This window comes from Planococcus sp. APC 3900 (assembly GCF_030407735.1).
Taxonomy (GTDB): domain Bacteria; phylum Bacillota; class Bacilli; order Bacillales_A; family Planococcaceae; genus Planococcus; species Planococcus notacanthi.
Genome location: NZ_JASDCT010000004.1, coordinates 352,096 through 367,113, shown reverse-complemented (window position 1 = coordinate 367,113; position 15,018 = coordinate 352,096). Strand labels below are relative to the sequence as shown.

General features: G+C 43.4%; 16 protein-coding genes. 9 read left to right on the top strand and 7 right to left on the bottom strand.

What is annotated here, in order from left to right; all coding sequences use genetic code 11:
* Window positions 1-39 precede the first annotated feature (39 nt).
* A complete protein-coding gene (locus QMA04_RS10780; RefSeq protein WP_290185712.1) occupies window positions 40-636 on the top strand; it encodes a polysaccharide deacetylase family protein in 597 nt (198 codons plus the stop codon).
* 48 nt (window positions 637-684) lie between these two features.
* On the opposite strand, the gene QMA04_RS10775 is transcribed toward QMA04_RS10780, so the two are convergent.
* Window positions 685-1,158 carry a DinB family protein gene (locus QMA04_RS10775; RefSeq protein ID WP_191716143.1) on the bottom strand — a complete coding sequence of 158 codons (474 nt, stop codon included), beginning with the start codon at window positions 1,156-1,158 and terminating at the stop codon, window positions 685-687.
* A gap of 188 nt (window positions 1,159-1,346) precedes the next feature.
* Complete coding sequence (locus tag QMA04_RS10770; RefSeq protein WP_290185710.1) at window positions 1,347-3,380, bottom strand: Na+/H+ antiporter; 2,034 nt, start codon at window positions 3,378-3,380, stop codon at window positions 1,347-1,349.
* 212 nt (window positions 3,381-3,592) lie between these two features.
* On the opposite strand from QMA04_RS10770, the gene QMA04_RS10765 reads away from it, so the two are divergent.
* The 5 genes from QMA04_RS10765 to QMA04_RS10745 all read left to right on the top strand — a co-directional run bounded on the left by QMA04_RS10765 (window position 3,593) and on the right by QMA04_RS10745 (window position 8,700).
* Complete coding sequence (locus tag QMA04_RS10765) at window positions 3,593-4,330, top strand: hypothetical protein (protein ID WP_290185708.1); 738 nt, start codon at window positions 3,593-3,595, stop codon at window positions 4,328-4,330.
* 140 nt (window positions 4,331-4,470) lie between these two features.
* A complete protein-coding gene (locus QMA04_RS10760; protein ID WP_290185707.1) occupies window positions 4,471-5,619 on the top strand; it encodes an NAD-dependent epimerase/dehydratase family protein in 1,149 nt (382 codons plus the stop codon).
* Between the two features lie 43 nt (window positions 5,620-5,662).
* Window positions 5,663-6,802 (top strand): glycosyltransferase family 4 protein, encoded by a 1,140-nt coding sequence (locus QMA04_RS10755; RefSeq protein WP_290185705.1) that lies wholly within the window; start codon window positions 5,663-5,665, stop codon window positions 6,800-6,802.
* A 34-nt stretch (window positions 6,803-6,836) separates the two neighbouring features.
* Complete coding sequence (locus QMA04_RS10750) at window positions 6,837-7,292, top strand: GtrA family protein (RefSeq protein ID WP_191716148.1); 456 nt, start codon at window positions 6,837-6,839, stop codon at window positions 7,290-7,292.
* A 262-nt stretch (window positions 7,293-7,554) separates the two neighbouring features.
* The gene (locus QMA04_RS10745) at window positions 7,555-8,700 is read left to right on the top strand and encodes a CapA family protein (protein WP_191716149.1); all 1,146 of its coding nucleotides are present in this window, start codon (window positions 7,555-7,557) and stop codon (window positions 8,698-8,700) included.
* A 240-nt stretch (window positions 8,701-8,940) separates the two neighbouring features.
* On the opposite strand, the gene QMA04_RS10740 is transcribed toward QMA04_RS10745, so the two are convergent.
* Window positions 8,941-9,492 (bottom strand): alpha/beta hydrolase, encoded by a 552-nt coding sequence (locus tag QMA04_RS10740; RefSeq protein ID WP_191716150.1) that lies wholly within the window; start codon window positions 9,490-9,492, stop codon window positions 8,941-8,943.
* Between the two features lie 315 nt (window positions 9,493-9,807).
* Here QMA04_RS10740 and QMA04_RS10735 point away from each other — a divergent pair, with 315 nt between their 5' ends.
* Both QMA04_RS10735 and QMA04_RS10730 read left to right on the top strand, forming a co-directional pair.
* The gene (locus tag QMA04_RS10735; protein ID WP_290185795.1) at window positions 9,808-10,020 is read left to right on the top strand and encodes a helix-hairpin-helix domain-containing protein; all 213 of its coding nucleotides are present in this window, start codon (window positions 9,808-9,810) and stop codon (window positions 10,018-10,020) included.
* 49 nt (window positions 10,021-10,069) lie between these two features.
* Entirely contained in the window at window positions 10,070-10,912 is an 843-nt protein-coding gene (locus QMA04_RS10730) for a DUF4097 family beta strand repeat-containing protein (RefSeq protein WP_290185704.1), read from the top strand.
* Window positions 10,913-11,014: 102 nt separating this feature from the next.
* Here the strand turns inward: QMA04_RS10730 and QMA04_RS10725 are convergent, their stop codons facing one another.
* Complete coding sequence (locus QMA04_RS10725; protein ID WP_290185703.1) at window positions 11,015-12,073, bottom strand: acyl-CoA dehydrogenase family protein; 1,059 nt, start codon at window positions 12,071-12,073, stop codon at window positions 11,015-11,017.
* A gap of 29 nt (window positions 12,074-12,102) precedes the next feature.
* Window positions 12,103-12,633 carry a DUF4242 domain-containing protein gene (locus QMA04_RS10720; RefSeq protein WP_191716153.1) on the bottom strand — a complete coding sequence of 177 codons (531 nt, stop codon included), beginning with the start codon at window positions 12,631-12,633 and terminating at the stop codon, window positions 12,103-12,105.
* A 132-nt stretch (window positions 12,634-12,765) separates the two neighbouring features.
* Between QMA04_RS10720 and QMA04_RS10715 the strand changes: the two genes are divergently transcribed.
* Window positions 12,766-13,215: a winged helix-turn-helix transcriptional regulator gene (locus QMA04_RS10715; RefSeq protein WP_191716154.1), complete on the top strand. Its 450-nt coding sequence runs from the start codon at window positions 12,766-12,768 to the stop codon at window positions 13,213-13,215.
* Window positions 13,216-13,280: 65 nt separating this feature from the next.
* Here QMA04_RS10715 and QMA04_RS10710 read toward each other — a convergent pair whose 3' ends face one another.
* On the bottom strand, window positions 13,281-14,042 hold the full coding sequence (locus QMA04_RS10710) for an ABC transporter permease (RefSeq protein ID WP_191716155.1): 762 nt from the start codon (window positions 14,040-14,042) through the stop codon (window positions 13,281-13,283).
* Window positions 14,043-14,048: 6 nt separating this feature from the next.
* Window positions 14,049-15,008: an ABC transporter substrate-binding protein gene (locus tag QMA04_RS10705; RefSeq protein ID WP_290185700.1), complete on the bottom strand. Its 960-nt coding sequence runs from the start codon at window positions 15,006-15,008 to the stop codon at window positions 14,049-14,051.
* Between the last annotated feature and the right edge of the window lie 10 nt (window positions 15,009-15,018).

Here is a 15,018-nt window from a genome sequence, read left to right as displayed (position 1 = left end):
GTGATTAAAAGTCCATGAGCAGTTGACCAATCCAGGGTCGTGTACGACTCTACTCACCCGCAAATCGTAACGCTCAATCAAGACGGCAGCAACAAGTCTGTGGTCCTCAGTTTTGACGATGGCCCAAGCAAAGTGCTGTCGCAGATTTTAGACATCCTGAAACAGGAAGCCGTGCCTGCCCTGTTCTTTTGGCAGTCTCGCCTGTTATATCCGGCAAGGCCATGGCAACGGCTGCTGGACGAGGGACATGTTGTCGGCACACATTCCATGAAACACCGCAATTTGGTGCAGCTGTCCTACGAGGAACAATACCTGGATCTCAAGAACAGCGTAACCCATATTGAAAGCATCACCGGCACACCGGTTCATTATTTCCGTCCGCCCTATGGACGTTTTGATTCCAATACCTTAAAAGCAGCAAAGGCATTAGGCTTAACAACCGTCTTGTGGCGAATTGCCTCGATGGATTGGGAACTGAAAGACAATCCCGATCAAATCATTCGCTATGTGGCAGAAAACCTGGAGGATGGCGCCATCATTCTCTTGCATGAATTAGAGCAAACCGTAGCTATCCTGCCTCAACTGATCCAAGCCATCAAAAAACAGGGCTACAGCTTCTCTTTGCTTCATGAATAGTAAAAAACAGCGCCGATTTCCGGCGCTGTTTTTTTATTGACACTCGTTTTAATTGTCGTCTTGAGTAGAAGGCGGTGGCCAGGCACCGATCAAACGGCGGGCAAAGACTACCTGTCCACCATGGTAGCTATTGTGATTGATGAGAACCATCAACAAATCTGCAGGCGTTCTTTTTCTTCCCCCGATTCCTTCTTCCAATGAATCTTTGGAAGCTTGCTGCGTCGCTCTTCCCAAGCCTTTCAAAAATCGGGTTACCGCGTCTGTATATTCTTTTTCGTTTGAAGGAGACGGAGAACTGGGCCATGATTTTAAATCTTCAGGACTTTCCGTTTTTTCTTCATTCAACTCCACCAATATAAAATCCTGCCAGTAATTCATATGAAACAACAGTTCCCAGACAGAATGGGGACTGCCTTCCGGTTTTTCGCCAGCCTGTTCCCAACTCAAACCATCAAATAGCATGTCCGTCTGATAATGTGCATACTTTCCTTGCAGCCCGTTCTGTAAATAACGATTGATCATCCAACATTCCTCCTTCGCATATTATTAATAAAGATTCAACGAAAAAGTCTAAATCCCTTTCAAAAGCGTTGAACCCTATTCAGTTAGGCCGAGAACTGTTTTTTTGCTACATGTGATAAACAAGCCAGCGGGAGAACTGTGGATAGACCAGATAGCTCTACTAACAAAATTTCTTATACAGATGCCAATCATTCTCCGTGCTCGTGCAACGTGACACTTTCAATGTAATTGATGAAGCGCCTCAATTCTTTGGATTGCTCTCTTGTGATGTCGCCTGCAGCATACATCTGATAAATCTCTGAGCGGCCCATATCCATGACAATGACCCGCAATTCTTCTTTCTGCAGCTCATATTTCTCATCATACAAAGCTTCCGGCTTTTTCAAACGGCTGATCATCTGCTTGTAATCAGAGATGACTGCATCCACAATTTTTTTAGGTTTATATTTTCCAGCTGTTTTTTCAAGCCCTTGCAACGCTGCCTGCAATGCGTGCAACTGAATTTCGCGCCCTTCCTGGAATTCAACCAAACGCGTCTCTTCTTCTTTGAGATTCTGTCCTCTAAAGCGCCGCCATGCCCGAATCAGCTTACCTTGCAAATACAAGAACGTTGAACGCGTAGTATCAGCAATCACTTCTTCCCGTCGGTCCAAAGAACTTTCAAAGGCTTCGTAAACTTCACCAGTCAGCTCTTTTTTGCGATGGAGCTCCTGAATGTATTTTCGTTCAAGCTTCAGTGCCTGTAGGCGGACTTCCCGCATTTTCCGCTGATATTTTTTATTCTCTTGCTCTGCCGCATCTTCTTCTGGCTGAATCTGCTGGAACCGCAATTTGTATTCATCCATCAATTCGTAAGCGGCGGCTTCATTTTCTTCTGTTATTTCAGATTTGATTTTTTTGATTGAATCAAGCAAAATGCGGCGCCGTGCTTCTTCCAAATCCATTTTCAATTCTTCTTTCCCTTCGGACAGCTGCCCCTTGCTGAGCAGCGGCAGCAGAATCGTCGCAACGATCAACGTGAATAAAATCGTCCCTGCAGCTAAAAAGAGAATGAGTGAACGATTGGGAAAGGCCTCTCCGGTATCCAATAGAAAAGGCAATGACAAGACCCCGACCATCGTTACTGTTCCGCGTACTCCCGTTAAACTGACGTATAACGTTAATTTCAAACTTGGTTTAGCGGCTTCTTCCATTTTACCGAAGCGGTATTCGTAAACGGAAAACAGATAAGCCCAAACAAAACGGATTCCAAGAATCATTAAACCGATAGCAACCACATATGAAAAAATCAGCCATAAGCTGGAATTCGGATTTTCCAGAACACCGCTCATTGAGGTGGGGATATTCAAGCCAAGCAACAGGAACACAATACCGTTCAAAACAAAGAGAATGATTGTCCAAATATTCTCAGTCGCCACTTGTTCTTCGGCTATAAAGGTTTCAGTCTGCTCCCTAACCAGGGAATGCACAATTCCCGCAACCACCACCGCGATGACACCGGAAGCATGGAGAATATCTTCTGTGACAATGAAAATCAAAAACGGAGTCATGATCTGCAACAGGGTATGAAACGTTACATCATTGATGCCTTGCTTACGGAGAACCAAACGGATTCCAATAATCAGCAATCCGAGTAGGAGACCCAACAAACCGCCAGCAAAAAATTTATAAGAAAAGTCCAAAACAGCTTCCGACAACGAAAAATACCCCGTGACAACAGCCGTCACCGCATAGTTAAATGCCACAAGACCTGAGGCGTCATTAATCAGTGACTCGCCTCTCACCAGACTCAGCACTTTCTGCGGAATCCGAATTCGCTGTGCAATACCGTTCACTGCCACCGGATCCGTAGGCGACAGGATAGCCGCTAAGGCAAATGCAGCAGCAAGCGGAATCTCATCAATCAGCCAGTGAATAAAATAACCGCCGACGATGGTTGTCAGCAACACTAGAATAATGGCATTGCCTAAGATAGGACCTTTCATTTGCCAGAGTTCTTCCCGCGGAAAATGGCGGCCGTCATTAAATAACAACGGTGCAATAAACAGCAGCAAAAACCATTCCGTTTCGATTTCAAAGGAAATGTCCTGATAAACCAAAACCAAAATAATTCCAAGAGCCACTTGGATTAATGCGGTAGGGATAAAAGGAATATAATGGCTCACGACATTTGAAATAAGTAGACAAATCAGCAAAAGAAAGATGGTAAGCAATAAGTCCATAACTGTTCTCCATTCCGCTCTAATTTTGAGCCTTCTCAATATGAGTAGTTTATGTATACCCAAAATCTGTTGCTGCATACGCAGATTCGGAGTATTTCGTTCAGAGTTTTGATCTTGCAGCCCTTTGTTTCCGTTAAACTATTTTCTTCAACTCAAAGATCTTGTTATGTGAATTCGGGTATAGGTAGTTAAAATACTCAGGAGGTGCTTCCATGTTCTATCTGAGCCTGGCGTTTATTATCGGTTTCATGATAATTCATATCTTTACGAATTACATTAAGTTCCTGGATCGCAAACCGAAAAACAGGTTAATGTCTTTTGTATCCGGCGGCTCGATTGCTTACGTCTTCCTGCACCTGGTCCCTGAGTTGACCCATTATCAAGAAGTAGCCGAAGAGGCTCATTTGCCGACTTGGTTGGAAAACCTTGATTATGTGACTTACCTTGCGACTCTTGCCGGCATCGCTTTTTTCTACGGGATCAGTCAATTGAATGACAAATCCCAAGAAAAAAACAAAAGACAAAAAGACCTCACACGACCGAGCAAACCGGTTTTCGCATTGGATATTCTTTCGTTCTCCCTTTATAACGTGCTGATCGGCTATCTGCTTATTGATTTGAGCGGCGATAAGCTCATCGATTACTTCATTTACTTTATTGTTTTTTCCTTTCATTTTATCGCCAATAATCGGGTCCTGCATTTGACCCATGAAGAACTTTATACCCGAATTGGCCGCTGGACCCTTGCTTTGTCCGTATTAGCTGGATGGGTACTTTATAATTTCACGGAAACTACCGAGTTGAATATTGCGTTTTTCTCTGCCTTCCTTACTGGAGGCGTCATTTTGAATATCTTAAACGATGAACTTCCAGTCGAGAAAAACAGCAGCTATCCTTCATTCGTCGCTGGCCTAGTTATTATCACTGTATTATTGCAAGTCATCCTGTAAGGGATGGCTTTTCGGTTTGAATGTTTACTTTTCACCTTAAAGTGGTACAAAAGATATACGTATTAATCTGAAAAATCTGATATTAATAAAAGAGTAACATCAGGACCGTCAGACAAATTGTCGGAATGGGGGAATTTCAGATGAAGATTATTGTAGCAGGCGGAGACGGATTTTGCGGATGGCCCACTGCTTTGTATTTATCTCAAAAAGGACACGACATATCAATTGTGGATAGTAAGGTGAGAAGGCATATTGATGAAGAATTAGGATCCAATTCACTCACACCGATTGCCGCCCTCGAAGAACGGGTAGCTAAATGGAAGGAGTTAACCGGAAAAGAAATACGTACATATGAAGGCGATCTGCAGGATTTTGATTTCTTGAAGATGGTCCTTGAAAAAGAGCAGCCCGAAGCATTTGTCCATTATGCGGAGCAGCGGTCTGCACCGTACTCGATGATTGACAGGAAACACGCGATTTATACCCAGGTCAACAATGTGGTCGGAACACTCAATGTGCTTTATGGGATAAAAGACATTGTACCGGATTGCCATTTGATCAAGCTGGGGACCATGGGTGAATACGGGACACCGAATATTCCGATTGAAGAAGGTTATTTGGATATCGAGCACAAAGGCCGAAAAGATCGGTTGCCTTTTCCAAAGCAACCAGGTTCCTACTATCACTTATCAAAAGTCCATGACAGCCATAACATCATGTTCGCCTGCCGTATTTGGGGAATTCGTGCAACTGATTTGAACCAAGGGGTCGTATACGGGCTATCTACAAACGAAACCAGCTTGGACCCAATTCTTGCCAACCGCCTCGATTACGATTCTGTGTTCGGTACTGCGCTGAACCGCTTTATCATTCAGGCTGCCATTGGCCATGACCTGACTGTCTACGGAAAAGGCGGACAGACACGCGGTTTTTTGAATATCGAAGACACCGTGCGCTGCATTGAAATTGCAGCTGAAAACCCAGCTGACGTCGGGGAGTTCCGTGTTTTCAATCAGTTTACAGAAGAATTCTCGGTCATGGAACTGGCTCAGATGGTCAAAAAAGCAGCAGCAAAAGTAGGATTGTCCGTGAACATTGCTCATCTGGAAAATCCTCGGGTTGAAAAGGAAGAGCATTTCTATGAAGCAACCAATACGAGCTTGCTAGATCTGGGATTAAAACCGCATCTATTGACTGAAGATGTTATTGGAAGTATTTTAAAGACCGCTATTGATCATAAAGATCGTGTCATCAAAGAAAACGTCCTGCCGACTGTTACCTGGAAGTAAGTAGTCGGCGCCGAACCGAATATTTCCGGAGGGAGCTGTTTCTATGAAGATCATGATCGTCACCGAAACTTTTCTGCCTTCTACGGACGGAATCGTTACGCGATTGACAGCCTGTATCCGTTGGCTTCACCGTGATGGCCACGAAGTCCAAATCGTTGCACCAGATTTAGGTGTTCGTGAATTTGACGGGGCTTTCATAAAAGGAGTCCCTGCTTTTGCATTCCCATTTTATCGTTCCAAAAAATTCGCTTTCCCCAATCCTGTAGTCAAAAAATATATGGCAGCGTTTAATCCGGATATCGTTCACGTCGTCAATCCTGCAGTTGTCGGTTATTCCGGAGTCACTTACGCGAAAAAACTGGACATTCCATTGATTGCTTCCTACCATACCCATATCCCTCAGTATATGTCCTATTACAAATTGGGCAAATTAGATTGGCTGATGTGGTGGTTTATGAAAAAGATGCACAATCAGGCTGACCTCAATTTATGTACTTCTCACACTGTTTTGGAGGAGTTAAATCAAAAGGGCTTTGAACGGATGCAGGTCTGGAAGCGCGGCGTTGATACCCAGCAATTCCATCCAAAGCATTCCAGTACAGCTATGCGTAACAGGTTATCCAGGGGACAACCTGATAAAATCCTCCTTCTCTACGTTGGCCGCCTGGCAGCTGAAAAAGAAATCGAAAAAATCCGGGATGTCTTAACTGCCTCAAACCAATTTTGTTTGGCACTTGTCGGAGATGGCCCGCACCGAAAGCAACTCGAAAAACATTTTGCTGGTACACCCACCGTATTTACCGGCTTTATTCATGGACAGGAACTGGCTTCAGCTTTTGCTTCATCTGATGCGTTCATCTTCCCTTCCACTACCGAAACCTTGGGGCTGGTCATCATGGAAGCGATGGCTTCGGGTCTTCCGGTAGTGGCAGCTGAAAGTGGACCTACAAAAGAACAAGTTACCCATCAGAGAAACGGACTGCTCTATAATTCAAAAGATCCGGACAGTTTCAAGGAAACCATTCACTTATTGGAGAACAGCGTGTTTCGAAAACAGCTGGCTCAACAAGCAGTTGCTGATGTGGCAGAATTGGGCTGGGCTGCCGCCGCAGAACAAATTCGGGATTTGTACAGACAGGTAGCCGATGCGAAGACCGCGAATTCCTTGGAAGCAGCTGAATAGGGGATTCAGCATTCCGCCAGAACTGAGGAGCCTCATGGGAAACAACGAAAAATCAAAAACTTCTATCCAAACTTTGCAGTTTACGATTATCGGTTTATCGAATGCGGCGGTGGATATCGGTTCGCTCAATCTATTGCTGCTGCTGCACCCAACTAACCATAACCTTACTTTGACGATTTTCAATACTGTTGCCTATTGCTTAGCGGTGGGCAATAGCTATATCTGGAATTCCATGATTACATTTCGTTATGCCGCACGTGGAAGTTCCAAGCAGCGCTTCGGCTTTATCCTGCAGGGCTTGTTCAGTCTATTGATTAATAACAGCGTTTTCTTGGTATTTAATTTCTTTTTCCAATTCATTGGCATGCCAACATGGATTCGCCATAATTCAGCAAAAGCTTTGGCAATGTTCGCTTCCTTTACAGCCAGTTTCTTTATGATGAAGTACTTTGTTTTTGAAGAACAACCAAGAAGAAACCATCGTCCATAAGAAGTTACAGCCCAAACGCCTGTCGACATTAGATAGGCGTTTGAGACAATTCTCAGAGATATGGGAAACAGTCGCTTTAAAACAATATTAGCCTGAAATAATCCGATCCACGCATATGGTTAAAATCTCAATTTCGTAGTATTCTAGATGTACCGACCAACTAATAATTTTATTATTGGTAAAGATAAACAGATGGAATTTATTTGACTTTTACTCAGGGACATTCCGCTCGCCATCTTATTAACTTCAAGGAGTGAAATCAGTGAATTCCCGCAGAAAATATATTATTCCATCCATAATTGCCGCAGCGCTTTTTCTAACTGGGTGTGCCACCGAGCAGACCTCCGTTGCCGATGAAAACCACGAGCTTGTTTTTGAAGGCCGCAAGCTACCAATTGCCACCTCTCCTTCGGAAGTGGGCTTGACTGCGTCTGCGACATTGTCAGCAGTCGGAGACATACTCATACACGAACGCGTCTATAAAGATGCCTTAACCGAAGAAGGCTATGATTTCAATCCTATGCTCGAAACAGTGAAACCTTTCATGGAACAAGCGGATATTACCGTCGCCAATTCGGAAAGTATAATTGGAGGAAGCGAAATCGGCCTCTCCACCTATCCTGCTTTCAACAGCCCTTACGAAGTGGGAGATGCTTTAAAGCAGGCAGGCGTTGATGTCGTGACTCTCGCCAATAACCATACACTCGATCGTGGAGTTCCAGCCATTGAAAATGCTGTCCGTTATTGGGACCAAATCGGAATGGTCCATGCTGGCTCTTATTTATCCGCTGATGACCGCTCGGCAATCGCTTTGATGACGCGAAATGATATCACGTTTTCTTTCTTATCCTATACCTATGGAACGAATGGAATCGAGACACCCGCTGGCAGGGACTATTTGGTTAACCGGATTGATCCGGCTATCATTCAGCAAGATTTGAAACGCGCACGAGAGAAATCAGATGTAGTCGTTTTAAACCTTCACTTTGGAGTAGAATATCAAAAAATGCCAAATGCCGAACAGATTGAACTGGCACAGTTTGCCGCTGAAAATGGAGCCGATATTATACTCGGGCATCATCCGCATGTGCTGCAGCCCCCTGAATGGATTGACACTGCAGATGGCCGCAAAGTGTTCGTGGTTTATTCTCTGGGGAATTTTCTGTCTGGCCAAGATGAACCGGACCGTCAAATCGGCGCGATTCTCCATCTTGATATTGAAAAAAAAGTGACGGCTGATTCAACTGCCATCACCATTCAGAATCCAGCTTTTACACCAACATTTGTCCGAAGCTCAAATGAAAAAGGCTATCACGTGGATTTATTGAAAAACGTTGATCCCGCTTTAAACACAGTCACCAAAAATCATCTCTCCACTTGGATCAGCGATCTTCAGTTTATTGAATAAACACATAGAGCCAATAGCTCTATGTGTTTTTTTATAAAAACAAACGGGGTTTGAACTCCTTTATAGTTCGGGTATTTGATATTATCATTAAAAAGGTGGGATGGTTATGCGAATTTCCTGTATGGGCAGCCTGCTCATTTCAATTATTCTCTCGATTATTTTGACGATTTTATTGAACCTGCTGTTTTTTTAGACAAAAAAACAAACCCGCCCTCTTAGTCATGAGAGCGGGTTTGCTGATCAGTTCCTTCGAATTTCGTCCACCAGCTCCTGAAGGCCTTCCTGAAAAACATGATCATTACCGGGGATTTGCTTGATGGTTGCGCTTGGCAGATTTTCCATGTATTTTTCCAAGTGCTTGAAAGGGACCGTGTCATCTCCAATACTGTGGAAAAGAACAACATCCGGCAAAAGTGAATTTCGGGAAACAAAATCTTCCGCCAAAGTAAAATCTTCTAATTGCCAATCTTCATCCTTTCCCCAAAATGGTGCGGCCACCGAAATGAGCTTTGCGAATGACTTGCCCATTTCTTCTTCAGATAAGAATTTCAATAAAGCCGACCCACCGATGGAATGCCCGACCAAAACGGCTCCATCACCCAAAGAAGCAATCTCTTCCTTTAATCTTTTCTTCCAGTTTTCGTACTTTGGGTCTTCCGGGTTTGGCATGGCTGGAGCACGTACTTCATAAGCTGTTCCTAATTCGTTTCGCAAATAGTGCACTAAGCCCCAACTCCCCTCCTGCTCACCTTGAGGGCCGGCGCTGTGAATGAACAAAACCTGCTGCACCATCGCAGCCACCTCCTTATCTTTTCTCCTGTCAGTACATCAAACTGCTCACCCAAAAGATCATTTCACTACTTGTTTCTCCGTTACCCGTTTTTTCAAACATACCTTTCTTGCACCATTCCTGATAAAATAGCGGTAACGAATGGTGCTGGAAATACAAAGTTATAGAAGAAGTATTTGACGAAGCCGCTATAGAATTCATCTCTGAACTGATCGATCATAAGGAAGGAAAGATTTATCCATTGCCTTCCTCAACGCTTGTCTCGAATATGGCGTCAACCTATGTGCAGCACTCATTAAATAGGAGGTGGAATTGTGATGGAAGGAAAATCATCTGACACAGTGCACGACTTCCCAAGCACCATCGGCAAGCCGGCACAGCGGGCTTTACTGGCAGCGGGCTATCTACACTTGCAGGATTTGACCTCTGCTACTGAACAGGATTTACTGAAACTGCATGGCTTCGGACCAAAGGCGTTGCGGATTTTGCGCGAGACTCTTGCTGCCCAAGGAAAGAGCTTCAAATCGTGAATGCCAGTTCCCCCTCGCTCTTAAGATTTGAATAAAGGAGAGGTCATTTATGAGGAAATCTGGAAGAATCATTTTATTGATTGTCTTCTTTTTACTCTTGGCCATCGGATTAATCATCTTCTTATTCAACACCTTTACTGCAAGCGGCAGTTCACAGGAAGTTTTTTTCGATGAAGAAATCCGTGACATCACCATCAAGGTTGAAAATGCGAATGTCATCATGCTCTCTTCTGAAAACGAAAGCACCACGATCGAATTGTCCGACAGCAACAATGACTCCAAATTATTGACCCAACTTAAGGGAACGCAGCTTACTGTTGAAGCCAGAAGCAACTCAAGTTTTTTTGATTTTGGCTCTTCCAATCCCCCCGTCTTAACGGTCCATATTCCTTTAGCCAACACCACGATTCTCAAAGTCAATAGCGGCGACGGCAATTTGAATCTGGCTGATATCGGTCCCTATGAATTCGAAGCATACACAGCCAATGGAGATATTGCCATACAAAATGTCTATGCCAAATATTTCTCAGCAGAAACAGCGAATGGCTCGATTTTCATGAAAGACAGTGCAGCGCAAGGGATTTCGGCAAACTCTTCAAATGGCGATATCCAACTGGAGAATATAACTTCAGACGTAAATTTAATCGCCCACTCCTCCAATGGCAGCATCGAAATGAAAACTGAAATGCTGAATTCTTCTATCGAGTTTACAACAGATAATGGAGATGTCACTATTCATACAGAAAACAAACCCACGCAAGGTTATGTTGAAGCGAAAGCTTCAAATGGCATGATCGACATTTTCGGTGATGATTCTGGGAACGTGTCATTTGGCGGGGAGTTCCCTAAGCTAAAAGTGGATGTTGTGAATGGTGATATTGTCATGGAGTAAAGAATCTTATAGTCCTTTGAATGATGCCAAATTCAAATCAGAAACCCGATGAAAACCGCCGATGAAATCAGTATCGATTTCATCGGCGGTTTTCTGCAAAATCTATAATTGGCGCAGCTTCTCCAAATGCTTAATAGTCGGGGTCAGGTTCGCAAAGAAATAGGCTTCCCGCATCCGTCGAGATGGTGCACTGTCCTGGATATAACCTGCGCTGCCATTGTGCAGCATGCTTGCTTGGACCGCTTCCAATGTTAGATACGCGGTTTCAAGCCGAAGGCCCGCAATGTCTTTCCAGTGTATGTCTTCCTGATTCAGTAACTCGCTTATTTTCCCTTTCAAAAGCATTTCTTTTTGCTGCAGTTCATTCGATTGTGTCTGCAAAAAGCTGTTGCAGCCATTCTGCTTTTTGCTGACTTTATCAATCGATTCGATGGATGCTTGAGTGACTCCAAGGCCAAGCGGAATCTGATACGAGATAAATGCGGGACGTATTTTTTCGACATAGCTTCCCGCATCTTCAGAAACAATCCACGCGTTTGGAATAAAGACATCTTTGAATGAACAGGCATAGGTTGCACTGCCATTCACTGCCAGGTAATTCACTTTTTCCTTCATGCTCAACCCATCAGTTCCACATTGGACTAGACCCATAATTTTCTTGTTGTCGTTCACTTTTGCTACAAAACCCATCCAATGGCCTTCACCAAGGTTTGAAACAGAAGGAAGAATTCCCGAAACGGTATAACCTCCATCTGTCGATTCTGCTTTCAGATGAAGTTTTTCAAGTCCTGCAAAATGCTTCATCGGATTTGACAGTCCTGTCGCTCCAAGCACTTGGCCACTTTCCAATGAAAATAAAAGCCTTTCTTTCAGTTGTATATTTTCCGTATTCCGAAGATATGTTAGAGCAGCAAGATGGCACCAAAGACAAAAAGCGGTTGTCATACATACTCGTGCAACACGTTCCACCAATTCCATTTCATCAAACAAGAGATCCTTCTGTGATTTCCCATCAGATGACAACAAGCCAGCCTGTCCGATTTTCTTCAGAAAACCTTCAGCATAAAAAGCTTCCGTATCGATTTTCTTCACATAAGGCTTTAACTCCTGCTCAATTATCTGTTCAAGCGTTAAAGTGTTTTCCAATCCGCTTTTTACCATCTCAACCAACTCCTGCTGTTTGTTTTTTCTTAGTTTGACTGAATTTCAGTAATAGAATCAATCGGTGTTTTTACTGCTTCACGAGCGCGTTTAACGGCAGCTTCATCCGGAGCATCGTAGAAGCAAAGGCATTTGGACATATCTTCACAGACATAGGTTCTGGAGAATGCCACTTCCGGTACCTCTTCATAGTGGACTGAATTCTTTTTCTTTCTTGCTAAATATTGATCCATTGTCAAATCTTCAGGCAAATTCCATTCCACTAGATAGTTGATGACATCGTTGCCGGATTTTACATCGTCCAATTCTTTACCGACCAAACGTACATCCTTTACTAGTTCTGCAGCGATTCCTTCATTTTTCAATACGTTAACCGCTGTCGACTGGTCAGTGCCTTCAATGATGAAGAATGAACGCGCGAAATCTTTTGATACTTGAACTTCAATCAATTCAGCAGAATTTTGTTTCAACTGTCCCTGTAAAGCAGTCACCTTCTGTTCCAATTCTTCTTTATTCGAAACGACTTCTTTTAATGATGATTCAATAAGATATAATGTCATGCTAATCCCTCTTTTCTTTTTTTGGAAGATTCTCTCTTCTATTAAGTAATATTATTATACTTAGTTAGTTAAATCAACCTTGTTCACTTTTATTTAGCTTATGTTACTATATAAATTAAAGGGGTGCTGAATATGAAAACAAGATACAATTTGCCTTGCAATATCGCCCAATCATTAAATATCATCGGCGATCGCTGGACTTTATTGATTATCCATGAAATTTTAATTGGTCAACAGACCTTCAATAACATTAAGAAATCCTTGGATGGCATATCATCCAATCTTTTATCTGAACGGCTGAGAGAGTTGGAAGAAGAAGGAATAGTCGTTTCCGAACTCTATTCTGCACATCCGCCCCGCTATCAATACTCCCTAACCGAAAAAGGCAAAGAACTGGAGCCTGTTTTTAATGCGCTAGTCGTCTGGGGAAGCAGTAATCTGGAGAAATGCTATAAGACATTGGTAGATCCTGCGACTGGTGAAGAGCTTGAAATCGGCTATTACTCGAAAAAAACAGGTGAACGGGTAGAAACAATTCAGGTCAAGTCAGTTGAATACGAATTGCAACAGAATGGAGAATGATCCTCTCCATTCTGTTTTTATTTTCCATGCCAAAACTAGGAATCAATCAGACGAATTAAATTTACTTATGCGGTAATTCCATATTGTTTACCCACCCACCGCTCCAGCAAGCTGATTAAGCGATCCAGCAAGAACCCACAGACTCCTATAAAAATAATACCTGCCAGCACATAGTCAAGGTTCAGCGTATTCCGAGAATCCACTATCAGAAAACCAAGCCCGGATTGTGCACCAATCATTTCGCCGGCAACAAGGAATATCCAGGCCGTGCCTAGTGCAAGACGCAAACCACTCACCACAGCCGGAAAAGCGGCAGGAAAAATAAATTTATACATCAGCTCCCAATTGCGGATTTCCAAGTTCTCTGCAATTTTCAAATACGAAGGGTTGATTTTTTTCACTCCTGCTACCGTTGAGAGCAGGACTGGAAAGAATGCAGCAATAAAAATAATGGCGATTGCCGGCATATTTCCGATTCCGAACCATAACACAATAAACGGAGACCAAGCGACCGGAGCTACCGGGCGAAGCACTTGGACAATCGGGTCGATAAGCTGCCAAATTTTTGGAGATCTCCCCAAAAACATCCCTAGTAGAATTGCGGGAATCGCAGCCATTAAGTAGCCTGCTGCAAATCTACCCAGGCTTACCTGCAGGTGGACAAAAATGATGCCATCAACGATCAAGTCAATAATTGCATTGCCAACACTCAATGGGGAAGGAAGCAACGCTTCCTGATAATCCCCTATCCAAATCACCGCTTGCCAAATGAATACAAGGATTGCCATTCCAATGGCGAAATTCATAAGCTTCTTCATCACATTCATCTGCTGTCACATCGCTTCATCAATATAAGTATTGTCTACAAAGTCTTCGAAAACAGGAGGATTTTCCATCAATTCCATTTCAAGAACAAAATCACGCAATGTATTATATTCATCTTCTTCAATCCGCAGATTTTCAAATGATATCCAGCCAAGGGAAAGTTCAAGCACTTCTCTTTCCATCTTCATGTATTGGCTAAACGCGCCATAAACCGCTTCATCCTTCTTCTCCGCATGCTCCCCGGACTCTACATATTGGCTAACCAGCGATTGCGTAGCTTTCGGCTGACGTTCCATAAACTCCTGTCTTAACACTAAGACACAGCAATAAGAATCGGCCCATATCTCATCAGAATGGTGAAGCACTTTACCGATTTCATTTTCTACGGCCAAGGCGCCGAAAGGTTCAGCCACTACATAACCGGCTATCCGCTTTTCCGATAATGCAGCCGGCATTTCGGCGGGGGCCATCTCCACTATATTGACATCCTCGAGTGAAAGACCTTCTTTTTTCAACATCTCATACAAAAGAATATTATGGCTCGAGTATGTGTGGGGAATTGCAAATGTCTCCCCTTTCAGATCTTTTGCACTTTCAATTTCCTCAGCTGCAATCACGACATTCCCGTCTTTATGGCCGAGTGCAACAGCTTTCAAATCAATGCCTTTTTCTTTAGCTTTCATCGCCAGTTCAACCAATACCGATGCCCCGTCTATCCGACCTGTATTTAAAGCATCCATAAGATCTGGCCAGGAATTGAATTTGACCATTTCAATTTCATACTCCCCGTACTTCCCTTCTTCCATATGTTCGTCCATATAAAGAGGCCCGGCGTGCGTAATGGGCAAGTAGCCGATTTTGATAACTGGCTTCTCTACTGCTGCCTGCATCCTTGCTTGCCCACAAGCCGATAAAAAAAACAATAAAGTAACCATTAATAAAGACAAGATGATTTTTCTTTTCTTCACGCATCCACCT